The sequence below is a fragment of the Bisbaumannia salifodinae genome (assembly GCF_055388505.1).
Genome location: NZ_AP043781.1, coordinates 2,114,974 through 2,135,984, shown reverse-complemented (window position 1 = coordinate 2,135,984; position 21,011 = coordinate 2,114,974). Strand labels below are relative to the sequence as shown.

At 59.8% G+C, this 21,011-nt stretch carries 24 protein-coding genes and 1 tRNA gene; 18 read left to right on the top strand and 7 right to left on the bottom strand.

All coding sequences use genetic code 11. The features are described from left to right. Both dnaQ and nudC read left to right on the top strand, forming a co-directional pair. Complete coding sequence (dnaQ, locus tag ACZ5EF_RS09700) at positions 1–756, top strand: DNA polymerase III subunit epsilon (protein WP_346062359.1); 756 nt, start codon at positions 1–3, stop codon at positions 754–756. After that, complete coding sequence (nudC, locus tag ACZ5EF_RS09695) at positions 743–1,513, top strand: NAD(+) diphosphatase (RefSeq protein ID WP_346062360.1); 771 nt, start codon at positions 743–745, stop codon at positions 1,511–1,513. Before dnaQ ends, nudC begins: the two co-directional genes overlap by 14 nt. Before the next feature lie 108 nt (positions 1,514–1,621). Here nudC and ACZ5EF_RS09690 read toward each other — a convergent pair whose 3' ends face one another. Continuing rightward, positions 1,622–1,933 (bottom strand): SCP2 sterol-binding domain-containing protein, encoded by a 312-nt coding sequence (locus ACZ5EF_RS09690; RefSeq protein ID WP_346062361.1) that lies wholly within the window; start codon positions 1,931–1,933, stop codon positions 1,622–1,624. Positions 1,934–2,082: 149 nt separating this feature from the next. Here ACZ5EF_RS09690 and sohB point away from each other — a divergent pair, with 149 nt between their 5' ends. After that, a complete protein-coding gene (gene sohB, locus ACZ5EF_RS09685; protein WP_346062362.1) occupies positions 2,083–3,111 on the top strand; it encodes a protease SohB in 1,029 nt (342 codons plus the stop codon). Positions 3,112–3,124: 13 nt separating this feature from the next. Here sohB and ACZ5EF_RS09680 read toward each other — a convergent pair whose 3' ends face one another. Continuing rightward, positions 3,125–3,442, bottom strand: a complete 318-nt coding sequence (locus tag ACZ5EF_RS09680; RefSeq protein WP_346062363.1) for an ArsR/SmtB family transcription factor — start codon at positions 3,440–3,442, stop codon at positions 3,125–3,127. A gap of 376 nt (positions 3,443–3,818) precedes the next feature. On the opposite strand from ACZ5EF_RS09680, the gene ACZ5EF_RS09675 reads away from it, so the two are divergent. Further along, positions 3,819–5,732, top strand: a complete 1,914-nt coding sequence (locus ACZ5EF_RS09675) for a propionyl-CoA synthetase (protein WP_346062364.1) — start codon at positions 3,819–3,821, stop codon at positions 5,730–5,732. A 72-nt stretch (positions 5,733–5,804) separates the two neighbouring features. Here the strand turns inward: ACZ5EF_RS09675 and ACZ5EF_RS09670 are convergent, their stop codons facing one another. Further along, complete coding sequence (locus ACZ5EF_RS09670) at positions 5,805–7,391, bottom strand: Na+/H+ antiporter NhaC family protein (RefSeq protein WP_346062365.1); 1,587 nt, start codon at positions 7,389–7,391, stop codon at positions 5,805–5,807. Between the two features lie 375 nt (positions 7,392–7,766). Here ACZ5EF_RS09670 and ACZ5EF_RS09665 point away from each other — a divergent pair, with 375 nt between their 5' ends. Together ACZ5EF_RS09665 and ACZ5EF_RS09660 are read left to right on the top strand one after the other, a co-directional pair. Next, positions 7,767–8,447, top strand: coding sequence for a 7-cyano-7-deazaguanine/7-aminomethyl-7-deazaguanine transporter (locus tag ACZ5EF_RS09665; RefSeq protein ID WP_346062366.1), 681 nt, complete (start codon positions 7,767–7,769; stop codon positions 8,445–8,447). A gap of 61 nt (positions 8,448–8,508) precedes the next feature. Beyond that, positions 8,509–9,288: an alpha/beta fold hydrolase gene (locus ACZ5EF_RS09660; RefSeq protein WP_346062367.1), complete on the top strand. Its 780-nt coding sequence runs from the start codon at positions 8,509–8,511 to the stop codon at positions 9,286–9,288. A 6-nt stretch (positions 9,289–9,294) separates the two neighbouring features. Here ACZ5EF_RS09660 and ACZ5EF_RS09655 read toward each other — a convergent pair whose 3' ends face one another. Then, positions 9,295–10,383: an ABC transporter substrate-binding protein gene (locus ACZ5EF_RS09655; RefSeq protein WP_346062368.1), complete on the bottom strand. Its 1,089-nt coding sequence runs from the start codon at positions 10,381–10,383 to the stop codon at positions 9,295–9,297. Between the two features lie 143 nt (positions 10,384–10,526). Between ACZ5EF_RS09655 and ACZ5EF_RS09650 the strand changes: the two genes are divergently transcribed. The 6 genes from ACZ5EF_RS09650 to ACZ5EF_RS09625 all read left to right on the top strand — a co-directional run bounded on the left by ACZ5EF_RS09650 (position 10,527) and on the right by ACZ5EF_RS09625 (position 16,651). Continuing rightward, positions 10,527–12,236, top strand: a complete 1,710-nt coding sequence (locus ACZ5EF_RS09650) for a potassium/proton antiporter (protein WP_346062369.1) — start codon at positions 10,527–10,529, stop codon at positions 12,234–12,236. Between the two features lie 228 nt (positions 12,237–12,464). After that, positions 12,465–13,976: a tyrosine-type recombinase/integrase gene (locus ACZ5EF_RS09645; protein WP_346062370.1), complete on the top strand. Its 1,512-nt coding sequence runs from the start codon at positions 12,465–12,467 to the stop codon at positions 13,974–13,976. A 120-nt stretch (positions 13,977–14,096) separates the two neighbouring features. Continuing rightward, positions 14,097–14,474 carry a hypothetical protein gene (locus tag ACZ5EF_RS09640; protein ID WP_346062371.1) on the top strand — a complete coding sequence of 126 codons (378 nt, stop codon included), beginning with the start codon at positions 14,097–14,099 and terminating at the stop codon, positions 14,472–14,474. Between the two features lies 1 nt (position 14,475). Continuing rightward, a complete protein-coding gene (locus ACZ5EF_RS09635) occupies positions 14,476–14,820 on the top strand; it encodes a hypothetical protein (protein ID WP_346062372.1) in 345 nt (114 codons plus the stop codon). Between the two features lie 173 nt (positions 14,821–14,993). Further along, positions 14,994–15,365, top strand: a complete 372-nt coding sequence (locus ACZ5EF_RS09630) for a plasmid mobilization protein (protein WP_346062373.1) — start codon at positions 14,994–14,996, stop codon at positions 15,363–15,365. Beyond that, positions 15,365–16,651, top strand: coding sequence for a hypothetical protein (locus ACZ5EF_RS09625; RefSeq protein ID WP_346062374.1), 1,287 nt, complete (start codon positions 15,365–15,367; stop codon positions 16,649–16,651). Before ACZ5EF_RS09630 ends, ACZ5EF_RS09625 begins: the two co-directional genes overlap by 1 nt. Before the next feature lie 8 nt (positions 16,652–16,659). Here the strand turns inward: ACZ5EF_RS09625 and ACZ5EF_RS09620 are convergent, their stop codons facing one another. From ACZ5EF_RS09620 to ACZ5EF_RS09610, 3 genes are all read right to left on the bottom strand, one after another. Then, positions 16,660–16,839, bottom strand: coding sequence for a hypothetical protein (locus tag ACZ5EF_RS09620; RefSeq protein WP_346062375.1), 180 nt, complete (start codon positions 16,837–16,839; stop codon positions 16,660–16,662). 11 nt (positions 16,840–16,850) lie between these two features. Further along, positions 16,851–17,489: a hypothetical protein gene (locus tag ACZ5EF_RS09615; protein ID WP_346062376.1), complete on the bottom strand. Its 639-nt coding sequence runs from the start codon at positions 17,487–17,489 to the stop codon at positions 16,851–16,853. A gap of 584 nt (positions 17,490–18,073) precedes the next feature. After that, positions 18,074–18,163: transfer RNA gene (locus ACZ5EF_RS09610), tRNA-Ser, on the bottom strand. Between the two features lie 117 nt (positions 18,164–18,280). Between ACZ5EF_RS09610 and ACZ5EF_RS09605 the strand changes: the two genes are divergently transcribed. The 6 genes from ACZ5EF_RS09605 (at position 18,281) to ACZ5EF_RS09580 (ending at position 21,000) form a co-directional block, all read left to right on the top strand. Beyond that, positions 18,281–18,691 (top strand): NUDIX hydrolase, encoded by a 411-nt coding sequence (locus tag ACZ5EF_RS09605; RefSeq protein WP_346062377.1) that lies wholly within the window; start codon positions 18,281–18,283, stop codon positions 18,689–18,691. Positions 18,692–18,815: 124 nt separating this feature from the next. Continuing rightward, a complete protein-coding gene (locus ACZ5EF_RS09600; RefSeq protein ID WP_346062378.1) occupies positions 18,816–19,484 on the top strand; it encodes a Bax inhibitor-1/YccA family protein in 669 nt (222 codons plus the stop codon). Positions 19,485–19,555: 71 nt separating this feature from the next. Next, a complete protein-coding gene (tusD, locus tag ACZ5EF_RS09595; protein WP_346062379.1) occupies positions 19,556–19,948 on the top strand; it encodes a sulfurtransferase complex subunit TusD in 393 nt (130 codons plus the stop codon). A gap of 9 nt (positions 19,949–19,957) precedes the next feature. Continuing rightward, positions 19,958–20,338, top strand: a complete 381-nt coding sequence (locus ACZ5EF_RS09590) for a DsrE family protein (RefSeq protein WP_346062380.1) — start codon at positions 19,958–19,960, stop codon at positions 20,336–20,338. 18 nt (positions 20,339–20,356) lie between these two features. Next, complete coding sequence (gene tusB, locus ACZ5EF_RS09585) at positions 20,357–20,647, top strand: sulfurtransferase complex subunit TusB (protein ID WP_346062381.1); 291 nt, start codon at positions 20,357–20,359, stop codon at positions 20,645–20,647. Further along, a complete protein-coding gene (locus ACZ5EF_RS09580; protein WP_346062382.1) occupies positions 20,647–21,000 on the top strand; it encodes a TusE/DsrC/DsvC family sulfur relay protein in 354 nt (117 codons plus the stop codon). Before tusB ends, ACZ5EF_RS09580 begins: the two co-directional genes overlap by 1 nt. Positions 21,001–21,011: the final 11 nt, after the last annotated feature.

Sequence of the window (21,011 nt, the reverse complement as noted above, 5' to 3'; positions counted from 1 at the left end):
ATGCGCCAGATCGTGCTGGATACCGAGACCACCGGCATCGACCCCAAGGAGGGCCACCGGCTGATCGAGATCGGCTGCGTGGAGATGATCAACCGCCGTTTCACCGGACGCACTTACCACCAGTACATCAACCCCGAGCGGGAGATCGAGGCGGAGGCCATCGGGGTTCACGGCATCACCAACGAGCGGGTCGCCAACGAGCCGCGTTTCGCCGAGGTGGCGGATGCGTTCTGGGACTTTATCCGCGGCGCCGAGCTGGTGATCCATAATGCCGCCTTCGACGTGGGCTTTATCGACCACGAATTCGGCCGCCTCAATCAGCAGCGGGGCGAGCCGCGCCTGGGGCCGGTGGCCGAACATTGCGGCATCCTCGATACCCTGTTGATGGCCCGGGAGAAGCACCCGGGGCAGCGCAACAACCTGGATGCCCTGTGCAAGCGCTACGAGATCGACAACGGTCGACGGGTGCTCCACGGCGCCCTGCTGGATGCGGAGATCCTCGCCGAGGTCTACCTGGCCATGACCGGTGGCCAGACCGCCCTGACCCTGGACGCCAGCGGCGAGGAGGAGGGCGGTGACACCGAGAGTGGTACCACCGGAGGCATCCGCCGCCTGTCGCCGCAGCGGCCGCGGCTGACGGTGGTGGCCCCCAGCGAGGCGGAGCTGGCCGCCCACCGGGCCAAGCTGGAGGCGATCCGCCAGGCCGCCGGCGAGTGTGTCTGGGATCGGCTGGAGGGCGGCGATGTTTCGTCGTGACCGGCCCGAGGGCGCCGACGCGGGCTTCCTGGTGCGCCTGTCCCGGGGGCGGATCGCCCCGGGGACAGGCGAGGGGATCCTGCAGCCGCCGGGCCCCTGGCCGCAGGATGCCATTCCGTTGGGCTTCTGGGACGATGAGCCGGTGGCCCTGGTACTGGAGGCCGAGGCCGACGACGCCTGGCCCGACGGTCGCGGTTGGTTGGCGCGGCTGCCCGAGTCCCATTTCGGTTTGCTTTCCACCGCCCTGCAGGTTGGGCACTGGTTCCGTAATCATCGCTTCTGCGGACGTTGTGGCAGCGCGGCGTACGCCCTGGAGCATGAGTTCGCCATGGCCTGCCCGAGCTGCGGGCATCGCAACTATCCGCGTATCTCGCCGTGCATCATCACCCTGGTGACCCATGGCGACGAGCTGCTCCTGGCGCGCAGCCCGCGTTTCCCGCCGGGGCGCTATTCGACCCTGGCGGGGTTTATCGAGCCGGGGGAGTCGGCGGAGGAGGCGGTGCGCCGGGAGATCTTCGAGGAGGTGGGGCTGACGGTGGGACGGGTCGGCTACTTCAAGAGCCAGGCCTGGCCCTTCCCCCATGCGCTGATGCTGGGCTTCTTCGCCGAGGCGGCCAGCCGGCGGATTCGCATCGACGGCGAGGAGATCGTCGATGCGGCCTGGTTTACGCCGCGTCATCTCCCCCAGTTACCCCCGCTCTATTCGATCTCACGGGCACTGATCGAGACGCATCTCAAGGCGGTGGGAGGACGCTAGGTCAGCTAACCCGGGGCCGCGTCCGGCGCGGGAGGAGGGCGATCGCGGCGCACACAGAAGACGTGGGGGCGCCAAGACACGCCGCCCGGGGGCGGCGTGTCTCGGGGCTTAGCCCTTGGGGAAGAGGCTGGTCAGGCGGGTGGCCAGCATCACATTGCCGGTGGCCTTGAGCTTACCGGTCATAAAGGCGGTCATGCCGTTGATCTCGCCGCTCATTACCCCCTTGAGGGTGTCGGTGGAGAGACTCAGGGTGACGGAGGGGTCGTCATGCTCACCCTGCTGGATGTCGAGGGCACCATCCTTGACCGCCAGGTAGTAGCTGTCGGTGTCGCTGAAGTTAAACTGGAAGACGTCGTCCATGCCCTGGGCGGCGCTGGCATCGAAGCGGGACTGCAGTTTGTCGATGATGGGATTGCTCATGGGGGTCCTGTCAGGGGTCGTGGGGTCGAGGCTTTTGAGCATATTTAAAACATCCGTTTGAAGCAAGCAGAGTCGGCACCGGCCTCCGAGCGACGATATCGGTGGTGTGCCGGTTCGACTCGGGGCAGGGATCAAGGAAGGAGTGTCGCGTGATCGAGTGGCTGAGCGAGCTGGGTACCTTCGCGGTACAGGTGGCCCTCCTGGGGCTGGTGGTGGTGGTAGCGGTCGCGCTGCTGACGAGGCTACGGGAGAGTGGGGCGGAGCGTACCCGGCTGCGTATCGAGGAACTGAATGATCGCAGCCGCCGGCGCCGGCGCCTCTTGCAGTTGGCGTCCAGCGTCCCGGGGGAACGCAAGGGACTGCTCAAGCGCTTCCGCCGGGATGACAAGCGTCAGCGCAAGGCGAGCGAGACGCCCATGCCGCGCTGCTGGGTGCTCGATTTCCAGGGTGACCTCAAGGCCTCCCGCACCTCGCGTTTCGCCGAGGAGATCTCGGCCTTGCTGGCGGTGGCCGAGCCCGAGGATGAGGTGGTGATCCGCCTGGAGTCCGCCGGCGGCCTGGTGCATGCCTATGGCCTGGCGGCGGCCCAGCTCGACCGCCTGCGGGAGGCGGGGCTCGCCACCCGGGTCTGCGTCGACAAGGTGGCGGCCAGCGGCGGCTACCTGATGGCCTGCTGTGCCCAGCATATCCAGGCGGCGCCTTTCGCGGTGCTGGGCTCCATCGGCGTGGTGGCCCAGGTGCCCAATGTGCATCGCCTGCTCAAGCGCCACGACGTGGACGTGGAGGTGCTCACCGCCGGGCGCTACAAGCGCACCCTGACGGTGCTCGGCGAGAACAGCGAGGAGGGCCGCGAGAAGTTCGTCGAGGACCTGGAGCATACCCATGAGCTGTTCAAGGGCTTCGTCGCCGAGCGGCGTCCGGCGCTGGATATCGAGGCGGTGGCCACCGGCGAGATCTGGTATGGCCGAGATGCCCTGGAGAAAGGATTGATCGACGAGTTGGGCACCAGCGAGGCCTACTTGCTGCATCGCCAGGAGACGGCGCGGGTGTTCAGCGTGCGCCTGGAGGAGCACAAGCGCCTGGGGGAACGCCTGGGGATGGCGGTCTCCCGGGGCGTGGAGCGGGGCGTCGAGCGCACCCTGGAGGCCCTGGATGCCAGCCGCTGGTTAAAGCGCTGACGCGCTGGCCTGCTTACTCCAGATAGAGCTCGGCCAGGGTGGCGACGATGCGCCTGGCCTGCTCGCCGTGCAGCGAGTAGTAGATGGTCTGGGAGGCGCGTCGGGTGGTGACCATGCCTTCCCGACGCAGGATCGCCAGGTGCTGGGAGAGGGCCGACTGGCTCAGGCTCAGCTTGGCATTGAGCTCCGATACCGAGAGTTCCACCCCATCCAGCAGGCAGAGGATACGCAGGCGGTTCTCGTTGGCCATGGCCTTGAGCAGCGCCGTGGCGTTCTCCAGGATGGGATCGCCGGCGGCAAGCAGCCGGGCGGCGGGTTGGGATGTGCTCATGGCGGTCTCCGGGGGACTCCTGGGCGCCTCGGGCGCCCGGCGATGTTGAGCCTGCGGCATATTCACCCTGTGCACTCGGGCGTATCGAGCCGGCGGGCGCGGCCTGCTCCCTGCGTCTCTTGTCAGATTCTCATTTAGTTATCCCTCAATACTGATTTAGTGGATCAGCGAGACACTCGCCAGCACTTTGCCACCAATAAGTTAACGCTGAGTCAATGAGTGTGACGCCGTGGCATAGGCTCGGCGCAGTTGTAGACAATAGTGGCGAAATTAGCCGATGGTCTCAGAGAAAATCGTATCGATTCGGCTAGAGTGTCAACAATTGATGGCGAGCCCCCTTGCCTCGTCTCACTCCCGCCCCGTGATGAGATTTGCCATGAGCCACTACGCCTCCAGTTATCGCCATGCCATCGAGCGACCCGAGTCCTTCTGGGCCGAGCAGGCCAAGCGGATTCCCTGGTTTACGCCGCCGTCGAGGATCCTCGACTATGACCATCAAGGCCATGCCCGCTGGTTCGGCGATGGCGAGATGAACACCTGCCATGCCGCCCTGGACCACCAGGTAGCCGAGGGGCGTGGCGATCAGGCGGCGGTCCTCTGGGATTCGCCGGTCACCGGCCAGAAACGCCGCCTGAGCTATCGCGAGATGCGCGACGCGGTGGCGCGCTTCGCCGGTGCCCTGGCCGGGCTCGGCGTCACCAAGGGCGATCGGGTGGTGATCTATATGCCCATGGTGCCGGAGGCCCTGGTGGCCATGTACGCCTGCGCTCGCCTGGGGGCGGTGCACTCGGTGGTGTTCGGCGGCTTCGCCCCCCATGAGCTGGCGGTGCGCATCGACGATGCCGAGCCCAAGGTGGTGGTGGCGGCCTCCTGCGGCATCGAGGTGGATCGCGTCATCGCCTACAAGCCTATCCTCGATGAGGCCCTCGAGCTGAGCCAGCATCGGCCGGACGCCTGCGTGGTACTGCAGCGCGAGCAGGGCAGGGCCGAGCTGACGCCGCGGGATCATGACTGGCAGGCGCTGATGGCCGGCGCGGAGCCGGCGGCATGCGTGCCGGTCAAGGCCACCGATCCGCTCTATATCCTTTACACCTCGGGGACCACCGGCAAGCCCAAGGGGGTGGTGCGCGACCATGGCGGCCATGCGGTGGCGCTGCACTACTCCATGGAGGCGATCTACGGCATGCAACCCGGCGAGGTGTTCTTTTCCGCCTCCGACGTGGGCTGGGTCGTCGGCCACTCCTATATCGTCTATGGTCCGCTGCTGCGCGGCTGCACCACCCTGGTCTACGAGGGCAAGCCGGTACGCACCCCGGATGCGGGCGCCTTCTGGCGGCTGATCGAGGAGTACGACGTCAGGGTCTTCTTCACCGCCCCCACCGCCTTCCGCGCCATCAAGAAGGAGGACCCGGAGGGGCGCCTGTTGGCGCAATACGATATTTCCGGGCTGCGTGCCCTCTTCCTGGCCGGGGAGCGCCTTGATCCGCCCACCTTCCACTGGCTCGACGACCTGGTGCCGGTGCCGGTGATCGATCACTGGTGGCAGACCGAGACCGGCTGGCCGATCGCCGCCAACCCCCTGGGCCTCGAGGCGGTGCCCACCAAGGCGGGCTCTGCCACCTTCCCGGTGCCGGGCTTCAACGTCCAGGTCCTCGATCGCGACGGCGAGGTGGCGCCGGCCAATACCCAGGGCAGCGTGGTGATTCGCCAGCCGCTGCCGCCGGGCTGCCTGACCGGTATCTGGCGTGATCCGCGGCGCTTCCACGGCGCCTATATGGCGGCCTTCCCGGGCTCTTACCTCACCGGCGACGGTGGCTACTTCGACGAGGAGGGCTACCTGTTCATCATGGGGCGCACCGATGACGTCATCAATGTGGCCGGGCACCGCCTCTCCACCGGCGAGATGGAGGAGGTGCTGGGCGGCCACCCGGCGGTGGCCGAGTGCGCGGTGATCGGTATCCAGGACGCCCTCAAGGGGCAGCTGCCGGTGGGGCTGGTGATCACCAAGGACGGCTTCGACGGCGACGAGGCGGCACTGGAAGCGGAACTGGTGGCGCGGGTGCGCCGGACCATCGGCGCCATCGCCTGCCTCAAGGAGGTGCTGGTGGTGCCGCGGCTGCCCAAGACCCGCTCCGGAAAGATCCTGCGCAAGTTGCTGAGGACCATCGCCGATGGCGAGGAGTACGGCATTCCCTCGACCATCGATGACCCGGCCAGCCTGCAGGAGGTGCATGAGCAGATGAAGGCGCGGGACCTGGGGCAATCGAGCCAGGCAAGACCCGCCGACTGACCTTGGTTACCTGACGCAGAGTCGAAGGGCCCCGGCGTGATAACGTCGGGGTCCGTTGCGTCGGTGGAGGAATCAGGCCTGGGACGTTAGGCGAGACTTTCGCAGGGCCAGCAGGGCGATACTGAGTCCCAGTAGCGCCAGGCAGGCGACCAGTCCCCAGAGGGCGCTGCCGGTGAGCCCCACCACCAGGTAGCCCGCCAGGCTGACCAGGGCGCCCAGGCCCGCATAGGGCAACTGGGTGATCACATGATCGATATGGTGGCAGGCGGCCCCGGTGGAGGAGAGGATGGTGGTGTCGGAGATCGGTGAGCAGTGGTCGCCGAACACCGCGCCGGCCAGTACCGCCCCGAGCATCGGCAGCAGCATGGCCAGTTCGGTGGCCGCCGCCAGGTCGCCGGCGATTGGCAGCAGGATGCCGAAGGTACCCCAACTGGTGCCGGTGGCGAAGGCCATGATGCCGCCCAGCAGGAACAGCAGGATCGGCAACCAGTGGGGCGCCAGGACCCCTTCCACCAGGCCGGCCAGGTAGGCGCCGGTGCCCAGCTCGCCGATGATGCCGGTGAGCAGCCAGGCGAGCACCAGGATCTGGATAGCCGGCCACATGGTGCCGAGCCCCAGCCACAGGGTGCGCGGCAGGTTGGCGCGTACCGCCGGGCGCGGCCAGAGCAGGGCCAGGGTGGTGGCCAGGCCCAGCAGGCCGCCGGCCAGCAGCGACAGGGCCACCTCGGTGTGCTCGAAGGCCCCCAGCAGGGAGAAGGCCAGGCCCTCGGTGGCCAGTCCCCGGGCGCCGGTGATCAGCAGGGCGGCCAGGGTGGCGGCCACCAGCACGCCGATCGGCACCAGCAGGTCCCGGGGGCGGCCGCCCTCATGCTCGGTCACCGCCGGGTTGCCCGGGGGCGTGCCGCGGCGGCTGTCGTAGACCCGGCCCTGGCGGGCGGCGGCCTCGTGGCGGGCCATGGGGCCCAGGTTGAGGTCGAGGGTGGCGGTGGCCAGCACCAGCAGCAGGGCGCTGATGGCGTAGAAGTTGAGCATCGAGACCTGCACGAAGGCGCCGAGGGCGCTGGTGCCGGTGATGGCATGGGCGGCGAGGATGCCGCCGATCAGGCTGATCAGGTAGGCGCCCCAGCTGGAGAGCGGCATCAGCACGCAGACCGGCGCCGCCGTGGAGTCGATCAGGTAGGCCAGCTTGGCCCGGGAGACCCCCTGGCGGTCGGTGACCGGGCGGCTGACGTTGCCCACCGCCAGGCTGTTGAAGTAGTCGTCGATAAAGATCACCGCCCCCAGCACCACCGTCATCAACTGGGCGTCGCGGCGAGTGGCGATGCGCCGGCGGGCCCACTCGCCGAAGGCCCGGGTGCCGCCGCTCAGGGTGACCAGGGCCACCATGGCCCCCAGCAGTAGCAGGAAGCCGAGGATCGACAGGTTCCAGGCCTCCGGGGAGCCGAGGCCGGCTTCATTCGCCGCCGGCAGGGTCCAGAACAGCGCCAGCAGGCGGGCAGCGAGATCCCCCAGGGCGGCCAGGGGATTAGCGGCGTTAAGCAGCAGGGCGCCCACCAGGATGCCCAGGCCCAGGGAGAGCAGCACCCGCCGGGTCAGGATGGCCAGGCCGATGGCAACCAGAGGGGGCAGGAGTGAGAGGGCGGAATCGGCGGCGGACATGGGGGCCTCGGCTGGGGTGAAGGTGGCCGCGCATTATGCCCCAAGGCCCTGACACGAAAAAGTGACGGCTCGTTGTGTCTGGTGAAAAGTCCTGCCTCATGTCCCATTTATGGAACTTCTTCTATAAAAACCTCAAAAATCCCTTGAGTCTTTCTGCTGCTTCCCCGTTGTGAAGAAAGCCCCGGTGATCTGGGCCGCCACCGGCGGTCCTCCTCCTCGCCGGCAAGGCCGATCCGGCGGTGCCGCTGACGCCGAGTGCGGCAAGGCGTATACTACCGCTCCGCACGACCGCCCGGGCCATAGGCCGAGTCCCGGGCGGTCGCCGTTATGATGCCGAGGGTTCCCTCACCCCTCCTCACCGACAAAAAGGCTCCGATGTTCGACTTGACTCCCACCCAGGCGCGGCGCTGCCTGATCCTGCTGGTCGCCTTCCATATCGCCGTGATCGCCGCCAGCAACTACCTGGTGCAGTTGCCCTTCACCCTGTTCGGCTGGCATACCACCTGGGGCGCCTTCAGCTTCCCCTTTATCTTCCTGGCCACCGATCTCACGGTGCGGCTGTTCGGCAAGCGTCAGGCCCGGGCGATCATCCTGCGGGTGATGCTGCCGGCCCTGGTGATCTCCTATGCCGTCTCGGTGATCTTCCCTCGCGGTAGCTTCGCCGGCCTCGAGGCCCTGGGCGAGTGGAACACCTTCGTGGCGCGTATCGCCCTGGCCAGCTTCCTGGCCTATGTACTGGGCCAGTGGCTGGATATCCAGGTCTTCGATCGCCTGCGCCGTTTCCGCGCCTGGTGGCTGGCCCCGGCGATCTCCACGGTGTTCGGCAACCTGGCCGATACCCTGGTGTTCTTCGCCACCGCCTTCCATGCCAGCCCGGACGCCTTTATGGCGGCCCACTGGCCGGAGATCGCCGCGGTGGACTATGTGATCAAGCTGGGCATCAGCCTGCTGTTCTTCCTGCCCCTCTACGGGGTGCTGCTGGCCTGGTTGAGCCGGCGCCTGGTGACCTGGACGGGGCGCCATGAGCGCCCCGAGCCGGTGCCGCTAAGGGGCTGAATCCGGCCCTTCCGTGGCCCGGCGTCGCCGGGCGAACCCGATCAATGACAAGGAGACGAGGATGGCGATCGAGCTGCATACCCTGGATGGGGGCCAAGGGGAAGGGCTTCCCCTGGTGGTGATCCATGGCCTGCTGGGCAGCGCCGATAACTGGCGCTCCCATCTGCGGGGCTGGCAGCAGGGACGTCGAGTGGTGGCGGTGGACCTGCGCAACCATGGTCGCTCGCCCCACGCCGCGGGAATGGGCTATGGCGAGATGGCCGGCGATGTGCTGGCGACCCTGGACCGGCTGGGCATTGAGCGCTGTCATCTGCTGGGGCACTCCATGGGCGGCAAGGTGGCCATCACCCTGGCGCGGCGTCATCCCGAGCGGGTCGCCTCCCTGGTGGTGGCCGATATCGCCCCGGTGGCCTATGGCCACGGCCATGATGCCATCTTCGCCGCCCTGCGGGCGGTGGAGGCGGCGGCACCGGAGAATCGCCGCGAGGTGGACGGCATCATGGCCGAACATGTGCCGGAGCGGGCGGTGCGCCTCTTCCTGGCCACCAACCTGGTGCGCGGTGAAGGGGCCATGGCCTGGCGGGTCGGGCTCGACGAGATCGAGGCCGATTACGAGGCGATTCGTGGTGAGCCGGAGGGGGAGGCTTCCTTCGTCGGCCCGACCCTGGTGATTCGCGGCAGCCGCTCCAGCTATGTGACGGATGCCATGCTACCGACCCTGCGCGAGGTGCTCCCCGAGGCGCAACTGGTGACTCTGGAGGCGGGCCACTGGCTTCACGCCGAGCAGCCGGAGGCCTTCCAGGCGGCGGTGAACGACTTCATGGGCCGGGTCGAGGCCTAGCAGCGCCTAGCGGCTGGGATCGATCGCCAGCCGTGACACCGGCCGTGCCGTTTCCAGCTGTCCCGCGTCCAGCAGGAAGCGTTCGAAGCGGGCATAGCGTCCCTCGTCCAGGGCGGCGGGGCTCGGCGCCAGGCGAGCCAGCAGGCTCGGCCAGGCGCGGCGGTTGGCGGCACTGTCGAGGCCGGGTTCGCTGGCAATCAGCAGGGACCAGGCCTCCTCCGGATGATTGAGGGCCCAGAGGGTGGCATTCTCGAGGGCCGTCACCAGGCGCTGGATATCGTCGCGCTGGGCGGCGAGGCGCTCCCGATGTGCCATCAGGATCAGGCCGTCGTAGGCGGGCAGGCCATGCTCCTCGGCGAGGAACTGCTGCGTATTGAGTCCCTCTTCGGTCAACTGGGCGCTCAGGGTGATCCAGAGGGGCGCCACCACGGCCACCACGTCCCCGGCGAGTAGCGCCTGCCCCAGGCCGAAATGGCGATGCTCCAGCCGCTCATCGGCGAGTTCGATACCGTGATGAGCCAGCATGGTGCGGGCCACCAGGGGGCTATCCGCCACCGCATAGGCGAGGCGCCCCTCGCCGAGCCGGGCCGGGGAGTCGATGCCGTTGCCCTGGCGCATGATCAGCCCGCTGACCGGGCTGTCGATCAGGGTGGCGACCCGTACTAGGGGATGCCCCGCGGCGCTCTCCAGGTGGAGTTGGGGCTGGCGGCCCAGGGCCAGGTCGATGCGTTCGCTCACTAGCAGCTTGCTGGGTACCTCGGGGTCGGCAGGCGCCAGCAACTCGACCGCCAGGGCCTGGCGCCCGAAGTCGCCGCGTTCCCTGGCGAGGATCCAGGGGGCGTGCTGCAGGCCCAGATACCACTCCAACATGACGCTCAGCTCGCGCAGCGGCGGCGGCACGATGGCCTCGGGCGCCCGGTCGGTTCGGCTGGGCGCCGGGGGCAGCAGCTCGAGGCCATCCGCGGCGAGCTCCCGGGCCGACTCGATGGCGGCCTCGCTGATGAGCGGCTCGGCCAGCAGGGGCGAGTTCCACGCCACACAGAGCGCGATGACCAGGGCGGCGAGGCGGCGAATCGGTGGTGGAGTCAACGACATGGGGTCTCCAGACAGGCGGCCATGGGGGCCGAGGCAGGTAAGAGTGTATCCTTGAGTCAGCCGGGCTGTCGAAGGCCGAGGTCCGCTTCCCGCGCCGGGGCGGTATGGCATAATCCTTATATTTCAGTGAGTGCGGCGTCGACATGGATAGTATCAATTCCCTCTTTCTGCTCAGTGGCTTCCTGCTGTCCCTGAGTATCCTGGCCAGCCGACTCTCCTCCCTGGTGGGACTGCCGTTGCTGCTGATCTTCCTCGGCCTGGGCATGTTGGCGGGCGAAGAGGGGGTGCTGGGCATCCAGTTCGACGACTACGGCCTGGCCTTTTTGATCGGCCATCTGGCGCTGGCGATGATTCTCCTCGATGGTGGCCTGCGCACCCGCCTCAAGACCTTCCGTGTCGGCTTCAAACCGGCGCTCTCCCTGGCCACCCTGGGGGTGTTCGTCACCAGCCTGGTGGTGGGAGCGATCGCCATGTGGGTGTTCGAACTCTCCCTGGTGCAGGGCCTGCTGGTGGGGGCCATCGTCGGCTCCACCGATGCCGCGGCGGTGTTCTCCATGCTCAGCGGGCGAGGCGTCAACCTCAACGAGCGGGTCGGCGCCACCCTCGAGATCGAGTCCGGCACCAACGATCCCATGGCCATCTTCCTGACCCTGATGCTGGTGGAAATCCTGGTGGGGGAGATCGGCGGCCCCATCGATACCCTGCTGTTCCTGATCAAGCAGTTCGGCCTGGGACTGGTGATCGGTATCGGCATCGGCTGGCTGAGCGCGCGACTGCTGCGTTGGCTCGATCTGGCGCCGGGGCTCTACTCCCTGCTGGCCCTGGCCCTGGGCTTCCTGGTCTTCGGATTGACCGCCTTCCTGGGAGGCAGTGGCTTCCTGGCCATCTACCTGACCGGCCTGATGATCGGTAATCAGCCGGGGCGCCACCTCAATTTTATCCTGCCGGTGCATGATGGCCTGGCCTGGCTCAGCCAGATCGGCCTCTTCCTGGTGTTGGGGCTGCTGGTGACCCCCAGTGAAATGCTCCACTATGCGCTGCCGGCATTGCTGGTGGCCCTGGCCCTGATCTTCGTGGCCCGCCCCCTGGCGGTGTTGGTGGCCATCAAGCCCTTCTTCAAGTTCCGCTGGCGGGAGGTGGGCTTTATCTCCTGGGTCGGGCTGCGCGGCGCCGTGCCCATCGTGCTGGCGATCTTCCCGGTGATCGGCGGGGTGGAGAACGCCTCCCTCTACTTCAATGTGGCCTTCGCGGTGGTCCTGATGTCGCTGCTGATTCAGGGCGGCAGCCTCTCCTTTATGGCCCGCTGGATGAAGGTGGAAGTGCCTCTGGGGGTCACGCCGAATCGCCGTGGTCCCCTGGGCATCCTGCCGGAGAATGACTACGAGATGTTCGTTTACCGGGTCGAGAACCAGGACCTGGACGACGTGCCCATCCGCCTGCTGCGGTTTCCCTCCGGGGCGGTGATCTCGGCGCTGTTCCGCGAGCATGCCATGTTGCACCCCAAGGGCAGCACGCGACTCCGGCTCGGCGACGTACTCTGCGTGATCGGTCGTAGCGAGGATCTGCCGGCCCTCAATCGGCTCTTCAACGGCGAGTCCCGGCTCAAGCAGCAGCAGGCCTTCTTCGGCACCTTCACCCTGGATGGCGATGCCTTGATGCAGGAGGTGGCCGGCGCCTATGGCTTGACCCTGACCCCGGGAGAGGAGGGCATGACCCTGGGCGAATTCGTCTCCCTGCGGGTGGGGGGGCACCCGGTGGTGGGGGACGACGTGGGCTGGCACGGCATCCACTGGGTGGTCAGCGAGGTGGAGGGTAACAAGATCACCAAGGTGGGGCTGCGGCTGTATCAATAGGCGTGGCGGCTACGGTAGCCCTCGCCCGGATAGTTGGAAGAGGCGGGGGCTGTTTGGGGGGATGTTGGGGAAACGAAAAAGGCGCCCGTAGGCGCCTGATTCTAAAATAGGAGTGGCGGAGGGACAGGGACTATCTGATTCGTCGTCTAACCCGCTGAAATGCTTGATATACGGCGACTTCCTGCTATTTTGGGACAAAATCTTGGGACAAATTGGCAGGATTCACAGATGGCAGACAACCTGATTCTCAAGGGTTCGACCTGGCACGTTCGGCTAGAACTACCCAGCGATGTGCGACATGCTTTCGGGAACCGTAGGAAGCTAACGAAGTCGCTCAAGACAGGCAACAAAGCAGAAGCACACATCAGAAAGCTACCAGTGCTGGCAGACTGGAAATCCATCATAAGCAAAGCTCGAAATGGAATTAGCGAGGAAGAGCTTGAGAATGAGTTGCATCTTCAAAAAAGAGTTGGTGAAGCTCTTGACGGTTTTTTTGAATCAACACTGCTGAAGCATGTTCGTGGAGAAAGGATTTTTACAAAAAAAGATGCTCTTAGCTTCATCAAAATTTTCGACTCAGATATTTCGATAATTTTCAAAAATGACCCCAAGGATGCGAAAGACTGGAGGCTCAGGTTCTATGAGCTAGGTAGCCGTTTTTACGATCAGCAAGAAGGAAAAAATACAGACCTAGTTGTTGATTTTTTAAAGGCAACGGAAGAGTTTTTGGCAATAAAGAACAAGTTTTTCTCAAAAAAATCGGGGTATAGCGAGACACAAGCAAATCAGATTACGGATGTTTTTTCTGAGCCTTCGACCTACTCACCAAAGTCTCCTTTTACGGCTCAACGGCTCGATGCCTTCGCTAAGCACCAAGTCGAAATCAAGGGGCTGGCTCAGAAAACCGTGGACACTTTTACTTCTAAGCTGAAAGTGCTTAAAAATTACCTAGAAAGTAATGGTCTTGAATTGTCGTTCGAGAGCTACCAACAATTTCTAGACAGCTTGAATGTAAGCACTAAAACAAAGAAAAACCATATACATGCTGGCTCAAGCTTTCACAAGTGGGCTTCAAAATACGACAAAGACTACAAAAGTCGATATGACACGAGAGACAACCCGTTCTTAGGACATGAATTGCCAAATGACAAGAAGGCCGGCAAGAAGAAAGAAGAGAAACGACTAGCCTTCAAAATTGAGGAAGTTAAAAAACTGTATGAGTTCGCTATATCCAAGCGAAAGCATCAGGTGGCTTATGCTATCAAAATAGCGGGTTTAACGGGCTGTCGCATCGAAGAGGTATGTAGACTCAAGAAAAGTCATATCGTCGCTGAAAACGGCATTCAGAGCTTATATGTGGAGGAAGGCAAGACAGATGCGAGCATTAGAAAAATTCCGATTCATTCAAGCTTGAAACTGCTTGTTGAGCAGTTGGTGAAAAATGCCGATTCCGATGGCTATTTAATACACACATCGGGTGGGAATAAATATGGCATCCGCTCGGACTCAATTAGCAAAGCTTTCGGTCGTATCAAGAAAGAGCTCGGCTATGATGCTCGCTATGTATTTCACAGTATCCGCAAAACAGTTATAACCTCTTTGCAACACAATGATGTCAAGCCGTTAGTTATCGCTTCCATTGTCGGGCATGAGACAGGCACAGTGACATTCGACATATATAGCGAAGGTGCTAGTGCTAAACAGAAATACAATGCCATAATTGGCCTGCCCGCAATATAAATAACTTTAAACTATTCCTGTGGAGAACTCAAAGCTAATCACATCATAAAATACTATGTTTTATTTCTAGGACATGTCTGCTAAAATGCTAAAACAAACCACAAAGACAAGGAAGACACGATGAGGCTGATAACACTTATTGCACTATTTTCAGTCAGCATACTTTTTAGTAAGGCTCAGGCCATAGAGCTCAATGTTTCTTCATTTGAAGAAATGGATCGCCTAGTATCGGCAGAAAATCCAACTCGTGAATACTTGTGGTGTGCTGTAGTTTCAAGCAACATCGACATGATGGATATGCATAATTTATTTATGCAGAAAGTGGCTAGAGAGACTGAAAATCAGACTGCACTACTGATGGCTTACACTTACATGAGGGGTTTCTTTGAGAGTGAAGTTCTAAATATTGAGCCAGACGTCAATGAGGGCGAAGTAATAGGGATGCTTTACAGCGAGCATTGTATGAAGCATATACTCCCATATCGTGAAGATGACTAACATGCTAGCTTGGATATCCGAAACATTCGGCATGTTTTTTCAAGGTGCCAACTACTTACTAACGGCAATGCTAAGAATAGCGATGGTGCTTGCTACAGTTGGCATATTGGCTGGAATTATATTTTCCATATTTAAGCATCCAAAAAAGCACTTTAAAACAATCGCAGGCATTATCATTTTAGTGGGCGGTGGGTTTGGTGGGAACATTACTGCCTCCCATATCTTACCCGATGTCAATTGGGTTGTAGCCATATCTGTTTATGTGCTGATCTGGATTATAGCATACAAGCTTTCCAAGCCATTCTTTGTAGAAAAAGAAGAGTCTGATCCTTCATCCAATAGCTGACGAAACTCAATCCAGCCTTAATATTAGAATTATGTTATACTGTGGTTATTGAAATGTGGTTTTAAGCCAGCATATCGTTTCGTCCCCTGCGGGACTACACTGCTGGTGAGGGGGCAAGCCCCCTTCAATCCCCCAAATCAACACCGAAACAAAAATAATAAAGGAGACATAACATGGAAGTTATTGAAGAAAACAAAAATCAACTAAAGCGAACCATTGAAATGAAGGTTCGTGTAAATGATATTGAGTATAAAAAAATTAAGGAACTGGCTTACTTATACGGCAAGCCAATGGCTGACATTTTCAGAGAGTCAGCCTTAACTGTTTCAAAATCACATAAGGGCGGTCGCAAAACACAAAGAGCAGATCCTGCTTTAGTGAGAGGCATAGCAAGAATCGGCAACAACTTAAATCAAATTGCCAAGCAAGTTAATAGCACAGCCAAAGCTGGCGATGCTGTCAACATTTTAGAATTGATTGATGTGCTTCACAATATAAGAGTAGAAACGGAGGAGCTTAAAAGAAAAGCACAAGGAGGTGTCTAGTGATAGTTAAGTTTAGAAAAGGAAAGCGAGGGGTGCCTAAAAATCCACTTAGAGCCGCGAAAGGGGCAACAGGCTACCTGTTAGGCAACAAAGACCACAAAGGCCGTGAGCGAGCTTTTAAGCCCATTCTGCTGGCTGGTTCGCCCGATGAATTCGAGCAGATTGTGGGTTTTGGTAATAAGCCTGGACAGTATACGAGTGGCGGGTTGTATTTTGAGGAAACAAGAGCAGAACTAATTGAAAAGCACGGAAGCAATCAAGCAGTAGAAAAAGTGCTGAAAGATATAATGGAAAGGTTTGAAGAAACCTTGTTCCCTGGTCTTGATAAAGACCAATATTGCGGTGTTTGGATTCTTCACGAAGATAAAAGCAATATTGAGCTAAACTTCATATATGCAAAAGAAGAACTCAGAAGTGGAAAAGGGTTAACTCCATACTTTCACGGAGCTGATTTAACACGAGTTAATGCTTTTAAAGACATAATAAACGATGAATACAGATTAAGCGACCCCAATACTCCAGATAAGAAAAGAGCCTTTATACCCGAGTTTTTCAATGAATACAAGCCAGTTAATGGAGCTAGCCCGGAGTATGAAAGAAGAAGTTTCAAACAAGCTTTAACTGAGCACCTTGTTCAGCATGTTGAAGACGGTTTCTATAACAATAGAGATGAAATTATAGAGTTCTTAAACACAACAGAATATAAAGTTTCAAGAGTCACTAAGAAAGCTATTTCAGTTATAGACCCCGAAACAAATAAGCCCGCAAGACTTACAGGGGCTATTTTTGAAGAAGGGGCAGACTACAAGAACTTTTCAAGCGAAGATTACAGAAACGAGCTTATGAAGCGATATGAAGAAGAACGACTTAAAAAAATAAAAAAACAAAAAGAAAAATACAAAGAACACATGAAATATAAAAAAGAAAAGTTGGTGGATAAATATAACAAGGAGAATGGCAATGGAACAGCACATCAAAGAAATGATTTCAAACTTTATGACGAATCAAGAAGCGAGAATGACAAAGCTAGAACAAGAGAACAAACTTCTGAAAGGCGAGATATTGAGAGAGAGGAAACATTCAGAGCAACTAGCAATAGCCTACGAGAACAAGCTGAGCGACGTCAGGATAGCAGTATCAAAAGATTTAAACGAAATGTCGAACAGTTTAGAAGCACATCTAACCCACTCGGGCGGATTATTGAGCGAGTTAGAGAGATTAACAATTCGCTTAAAATAAAAAACAAGAAGAAAAGCCCAAAAAACGACCAAGGCTATTCAATGTGAAAGGGGTATTATTCGCCCCCTATATTAAGCATTTCTTCTTTCAATAACTCATTCTTGCTTTCAAAAATGGCTTGCTTGTTGTAATACACGAAGCCATTTCCTTCCACTTTAAGAACTTCCCCGCCTTCAATAACTCGGGCGGTATCGCTTGGTTTTTCACTGAATAAATCGCAGAGCATCGCCTCCATACATCACCCCTTTAGGCCGCTTTCTTTTTTTTAGGTGGCTTCAAATAATCTGGATCAACCTCAAACGGGTCTCTCCTGAAATTAGAGTTTCCCCCTAGGTTATCTAAGTCCCATATAACCTTTCTGTGGAAGTTCACATCTTTTTTCCATAAAATGCGGGGCGATATAAATATCTTATGGAAATTGTTTCCTTGCTTTTCAAAGTCAATAACATGAAGCTCTCGAAGCTTCTTAAATGATGTTGATACAACTGTCGTGTTAAGCCCAAGCTTTTCGGCTATTGCTTTTTGAGTTTTTTCAACTCTGTTCATATTCACTACATTGTGCTTGCTCACCCTATTTGTTAAATAATTATATATTGCATTATCGGTATTGTTTAAGAGACGTGTCTTTAAAAATAAAATCTCTTTTTCAATACTTTCTTTGTGCTCGTCATCTGTCGCATTTTTCTTTTCAGACTTTAATTTTATTATTTTTTTCCTGATTCTTGATTCATACTGTTCTAGCCCCATAGCATATCCTCCTTTGTTCTGGCCATGAAGATAAAAACCGCGATAAAAGCCACCTACTTTATTATTGCTTTCATCTTCCTCACTAGTATTTTCATCTTCATTGTTGTCGTTTTCATTTTTTATGTTATAATCTTTCATACGAAGGTTCTCCTTTTGATTTCAATATCCTTAAATAAAAGCACTCTGGCAGGAGTGCTTTTTAATTATATCACATAAAAAGAGAAGTTTAAAGACTTTAAACCTATCTTTAAAGACTTTAAACTCTGAAAAGTGATATTTCCTGTGGAACAACTTGAAGAATGACTTTTTTTCAAAACGACCTATTTATATAGTCTTCTATAAGTCATTTTTTTGTTGAAAACCACACCCAGCCCGCTCTCGCGGGCATTTTTTTGTTTTCGACCCTACCGCCCTGGCGGGCTCTCGTTCGCTTCGCTCACTCACTGCGGGGCTTCGCCCCTTGGCTATTGAGCAAGGAGGTTTTGGCTTTCTTTGGGGTGAGCCTTTCGGTTTTCGTGGACAGTGGCTACCTAGCACGACCAGGATGCTCTCAAAGCTCGCCTGAGCGGTTTTGTGTATGAAGGCAGGGCCGAGGTGCAGGGTTGAGTCAGGAAACGGCTCAGAACCGCTTACAGAGAGGGGTGATTTTGGGACAAAAGATTGGGACAAATTGGAAAAAGAAAAAGCCCGTAAGTCGTTGACTTTACGGGCTTTTTCAGATCTGGCGGAGGGACAGGGATTCGAACCCTGGGTAGGCTCTCACCTACGCCGGTTTTCAAGACCGGTGCATTCAACCGCTCTGCCATCCCTCCGGCTCACGGCGGTGTATATTACCAGGCCGTTTTCTCGCGTCAAGAAGCTTTTGCGATCAAGTCGTTACCCGTGGCTCCCGGGGCCAGACTCCGGATGCCGGGACGAAGGAGGGGAACATGGGCGAGGAAGGGGTGCGGGTGGGGGTCGCGGCCCTGGTGATTCGTGACGATCGCTGCCTGTTGGTGCAGCGAGGCCGCGAGCCCAATGCGGGGCGCTGGGCCTTGCCCGGTGGCAAGCTACACTGGGGAGAAGGCCTGGCGGAAGGGGCCCTGCGGGAGCTTCGCGAAGAGACCGGGGTGGAGGCCGAGCCCCTGGGGGTGGCGGATATCGCCGAGATTCGGGAGCCGGGTCACCACTATGTGCTGATCACCCAGGCCTGTCGCTGGCGCCGGGGGGAGGGGATGGCCGGCGACGATGCCCGGGCGCTGGGCTGGTTCTCGGAAGCCGAGCTCGAGACCCTGGGCGAGGCGGTAGTGCCGGGGGTGCGAGCGCTGGTGGAACGCTGGCTTTGCGCCTCGGTCGAATAGACGATCGAGATGGTTGCCAGGAGTGTCGTTGAGACAGGCCCTTAGCCCAAGGTATTGCGCCGCGGACGGGGAGACGGCATCCTTGGGCCACAGGCAAGATCAACAACCTAGGGAGCAATGATCGATGGCCTATCAAGATTCTCGGCTCGCCCGGACGCAGACCCACGCCGTCAGCACCAACAAGGTACTGCGTAACACCTATGGCCTGCTGGCCATGACGCTGCTGTTCTCCGCCGTGACCGCCGGGGCCGCCATGTCCATGGGCATCGAGCGGATGAATATCTTCGTCTTCTTTATTGGGGCCTATGGGCTGATGTTCCTGGTCCACAAGACCGCCAACTCGGCCATGGGGCTGCTGGCCACCTTCGCCTTCACCGGGTTCATGGGCTTCACCCTGGGTCCGATTCTCAACGCCTACCTGGCGTTGCCCAATGGCGCGGCCCTGGTGATGAATGCCCTGGCCATGACCGGCCTGACCTTCGTCGGGCTGTCCGCGGTGGCGCTGGTCTCCAAGAAAGACTTCAGCTTCCTCGGCAACTTCCTGATGGCGGGAGCCATCGTGCTGATCCTGGCCATGGTGGCCGGGCTGATCTTCCAGATTCCGTCGCTGATGCTGATGGTCTCCGCCGGTTTCGTGCTGTTCGCTTCGGCGGCGATCCTCTACCAGACCAGCGAGATCGTGCATCGCGCCGGCGAGACCAACTACATCCTCGCCACCATTACCCTCTATGTCTCCATCTACAATCTCTTCGTCAGCCTGCTCTCCCTGCTGGGAATCATGAGCAGCGACTGAGCGAACGGGGAGTTTACTGACCTTGGCCCCGCCATCGGCGGGGCCAAGGCGTTTCTAGACGAGGTATTGGCATGCGTTATGCTTTGCTGGTGCAGGGAGGGCCCTATAGCCATCAGGCCACCCACTCCGCCCTGCGCTTCGCCGAGGCGTTGATTCGCCGCGGACATCACCTGGAGACCGTCTTCTTCTATCATGATGGTGTCTACAACGCGGCCCGGCTGCTGGCGCCGCCCCAAGATGAACCTCACCTGGGAGATGCCTGGCGTCGCCTGCATGACGACCATGGCACCCGGCTTCAGGTGTGCATCGCCGCCGGCTTGCGCCGGGGCCTCCTGGATGAGCGGGAGGCGTCTCGCCATGGCAAGGAAGGTGCCAGCCTCGCCCCCCCCTTCGAGCTGACCGGGCTCGGTCAACTGGTCGACGCCGGCCTGAGTCACGACCGCCTGATCACCTTCGCCCCCTGAGGAGGCCTCATGAGTCACGAATCGACGCTTCCCGAGGGGGATCTACTGGTAGTATTGCGCCATGGCCCCCATGGCAGCCTGTGGCTGCGCGAGGGACTGGAAGCCGCCCTGGTGGCGGCGGCGCTGGGGCAGCGGGTCTCGCTGCTCTTTATGGGGCCGGGCGTGGCGGCCCTGGCGGCGGGACAGCAGCGTGGCCCGTTGGAGCAGAAGGGCACCCTGCCGATGCTGGAGATGCTGCCGCTGTACGAGGTGGAGAACCTGCTGGCGGTGGATGAGGACCTGGATGCCCTGGGCCTCGACGCCGACCGTCTGGCGGTGCCGGCCGTGCGAGTCGTGCCGGCGGCGGTGGCGGCCTTGATGGCCCGCCATCCTTTGGTACTGAACTTCTGAGCCGGTGAGGAATCGTCCATGATGCTGCATATTCTCAACCGCTCGCCCCTGGATAGCCGGGTCTATCGCCAGGCGCTGATGGCCATGGGGCCCGATGACCGGCTGTTGCTGATCGAGGATGGGGTCCAGGGTGCCTTGCCGCAGCTGGTGCGGCATTTCGAAGAGATCGCTGGGCGGCTCTTCGTGCTGCGGGAAGACCTCGCCGCCCGGGGGCTGGAAGGGCAGTGCGACGATAGCGTGCTGGTGGTGGATGTGGAGGGTTTCGTGACCCTGAGCGAGGAGGCCGACAAGTCGGTGAGCTGGTTCTGATGGCAACCACGGAAATGAGTCGTTATCTCGAGGTGGGCGACGACCATGTCGCCCTGGATCCGGAGGGCTACCTGGTGGACCTGAGCGCCTGGTCGCCGGCGGTGGCCGAGGCCCTGGCCGTCGAGGAGGGGCGCGAGCTGACCGCGGCCCACTGGGAGGTGATCGAGGTGCTGCGCGATTTCCATGCGCGCTTCGAGACCTCGCCGGCCATGCGTCCCCTGGTCAAGGCGGTGGGGCAGGCCCTGGGCAGCGACAAGGGCAACTCCCTCTACCTGATGCGTCTCTTCCCGGAGAGCCCCCCCAAGGTGGCGGCCCGCCTGGCCGGCCTGCCCAAGCCCGCCAATTGCCTCTAGCCGAACCCGTC

Excerpts from the sequence above, each read along its gene's own strand:
- ACZ5EF_RS09660 (WP_346062367.1), top strand. The coding sequence starts at position 8,509 with ATGGCGATCGAGCTGCATACCCTGGATGGGGGCCAAGGGGAAGGGCTT.
- tusB (WP_346062381.1), top strand. The coding sequence starts at position 20,357 with ATGATGCTGCATATTCTCAACCGCTCGCCCCTGGATAGCCGGGTCTAT.
- ACZ5EF_RS09665 (WP_346062366.1), top strand. The coding sequence starts at position 7,767 with ATGTTCGACTTGACTCCCACCCAGGCGCGGCGCTGCCTGATCCTGCTG.
- ACZ5EF_RS09635 (WP_346062372.1), top strand. The coding sequence starts at position 14,476 with ATGCTAGCTTGGATATCCGAAACATTCGGCATGTTTTTTCAAGGTGCC.
- tusD (WP_346062379.1), top strand. The coding sequence starts at position 19,556 with ATGCGTTATGCTTTGCTGGTGCAGGGAGGGCCCTATAGCCATCAGGCC.
- ACZ5EF_RS09645 (WP_346062370.1), top strand. The coding sequence starts at position 12,465 with ATGGCAGACAACCTGATTCTCAAGGGTTCGACCTGGCACGTTCGGCTA.
- ACZ5EF_RS09615 (WP_346062376.1), bottom strand. The coding sequence starts at position 17,489 with ATGAAAGATTATAACATAAAAAATGAAAACGACAACAATGAAGATGAA.
- ACZ5EF_RS09600 (WP_346062378.1), top strand. The coding sequence starts at position 18,816 with ATGGCCTATCAAGATTCTCGGCTCGCCCGGACGCAGACCCACGCCGTC.
- ACZ5EF_RS09670 (WP_346062365.1), bottom strand. The coding sequence starts at position 7,391 with ATGTCCGCCGCCGATTCCGCCCTCTCACTCCTGCCCCCTCTGGTTGCC.
- ACZ5EF_RS09650 (WP_346062369.1), top strand. The coding sequence starts at position 10,527 with ATGGATAGTATCAATTCCCTCTTTCTGCTCAGTGGCTTCCTGCTGTCC.
- ACZ5EF_RS09590 (WP_346062380.1), top strand. The coding sequence starts at position 19,958 with ATGAGTCACGAATCGACGCTTCCCGAGGGGGATCTACTGGTAGTATTG.
- ACZ5EF_RS09690 (WP_346062361.1), bottom strand. The coding sequence starts at position 1,933 with ATGAGCAATCCCATCATCGACAAACTGCAGTCCCGCTTCGATGCCAGC.
- ACZ5EF_RS09605 (WP_346062377.1), top strand. The coding sequence starts at position 18,281 with ATGGGCGAGGAAGGGGTGCGGGTGGGGGTCGCGGCCCTGGTGATTCGT.
- ACZ5EF_RS09640 (WP_346062371.1), top strand. The coding sequence starts at position 14,097 with ATGAGGCTGATAACACTTATTGCACTATTTTCAGTCAGCATACTTTTT.
- ACZ5EF_RS09620 (WP_346062375.1), bottom strand. The coding sequence starts at position 16,839 with ATGGAGGCGATGCTCTGCGATTTATTCAGTGAAAAACCAAGCGATACC.
- ACZ5EF_RS09630 (WP_346062373.1), top strand. The coding sequence starts at position 14,994 with ATGGAAGTTATTGAAGAAAACAAAAATCAACTAAAGCGAACCATTGAA.
- ACZ5EF_RS09580 (WP_346062382.1), top strand. The coding sequence starts at position 20,647 with ATGGCAACCACGGAAATGAGTCGTTATCTCGAGGTGGGCGACGACCAT.
- ACZ5EF_RS09680 (WP_346062363.1), bottom strand. The coding sequence starts at position 3,442 with ATGAGCACATCCCAACCCGCCGCCCGGCTGCTTGCCGCCGGCGATCCC.
- nudC (WP_346062360.1), top strand. The coding sequence starts at position 743 with ATGTTTCGTCGTGACCGGCCCGAGGGCGCCGACGCGGGCTTCCTGGTG.
- ACZ5EF_RS09655 (WP_346062368.1), bottom strand. The coding sequence starts at position 10,383 with ATGTCGTTGACTCCACCACCGATTCGCCGCCTCGCCGCCCTGGTCATC.
- dnaQ (WP_346062359.1), top strand. The coding sequence starts at position 1 with ATGCGCCAGATCGTGCTGGATACCGAGACCACCGGCATCGACCCCAAG.
- ACZ5EF_RS09675 (WP_346062364.1), top strand. The coding sequence starts at position 3,819 with ATGAGCCACTACGCCTCCAGTTATCGCCATGCCATCGAGCGACCCGAG.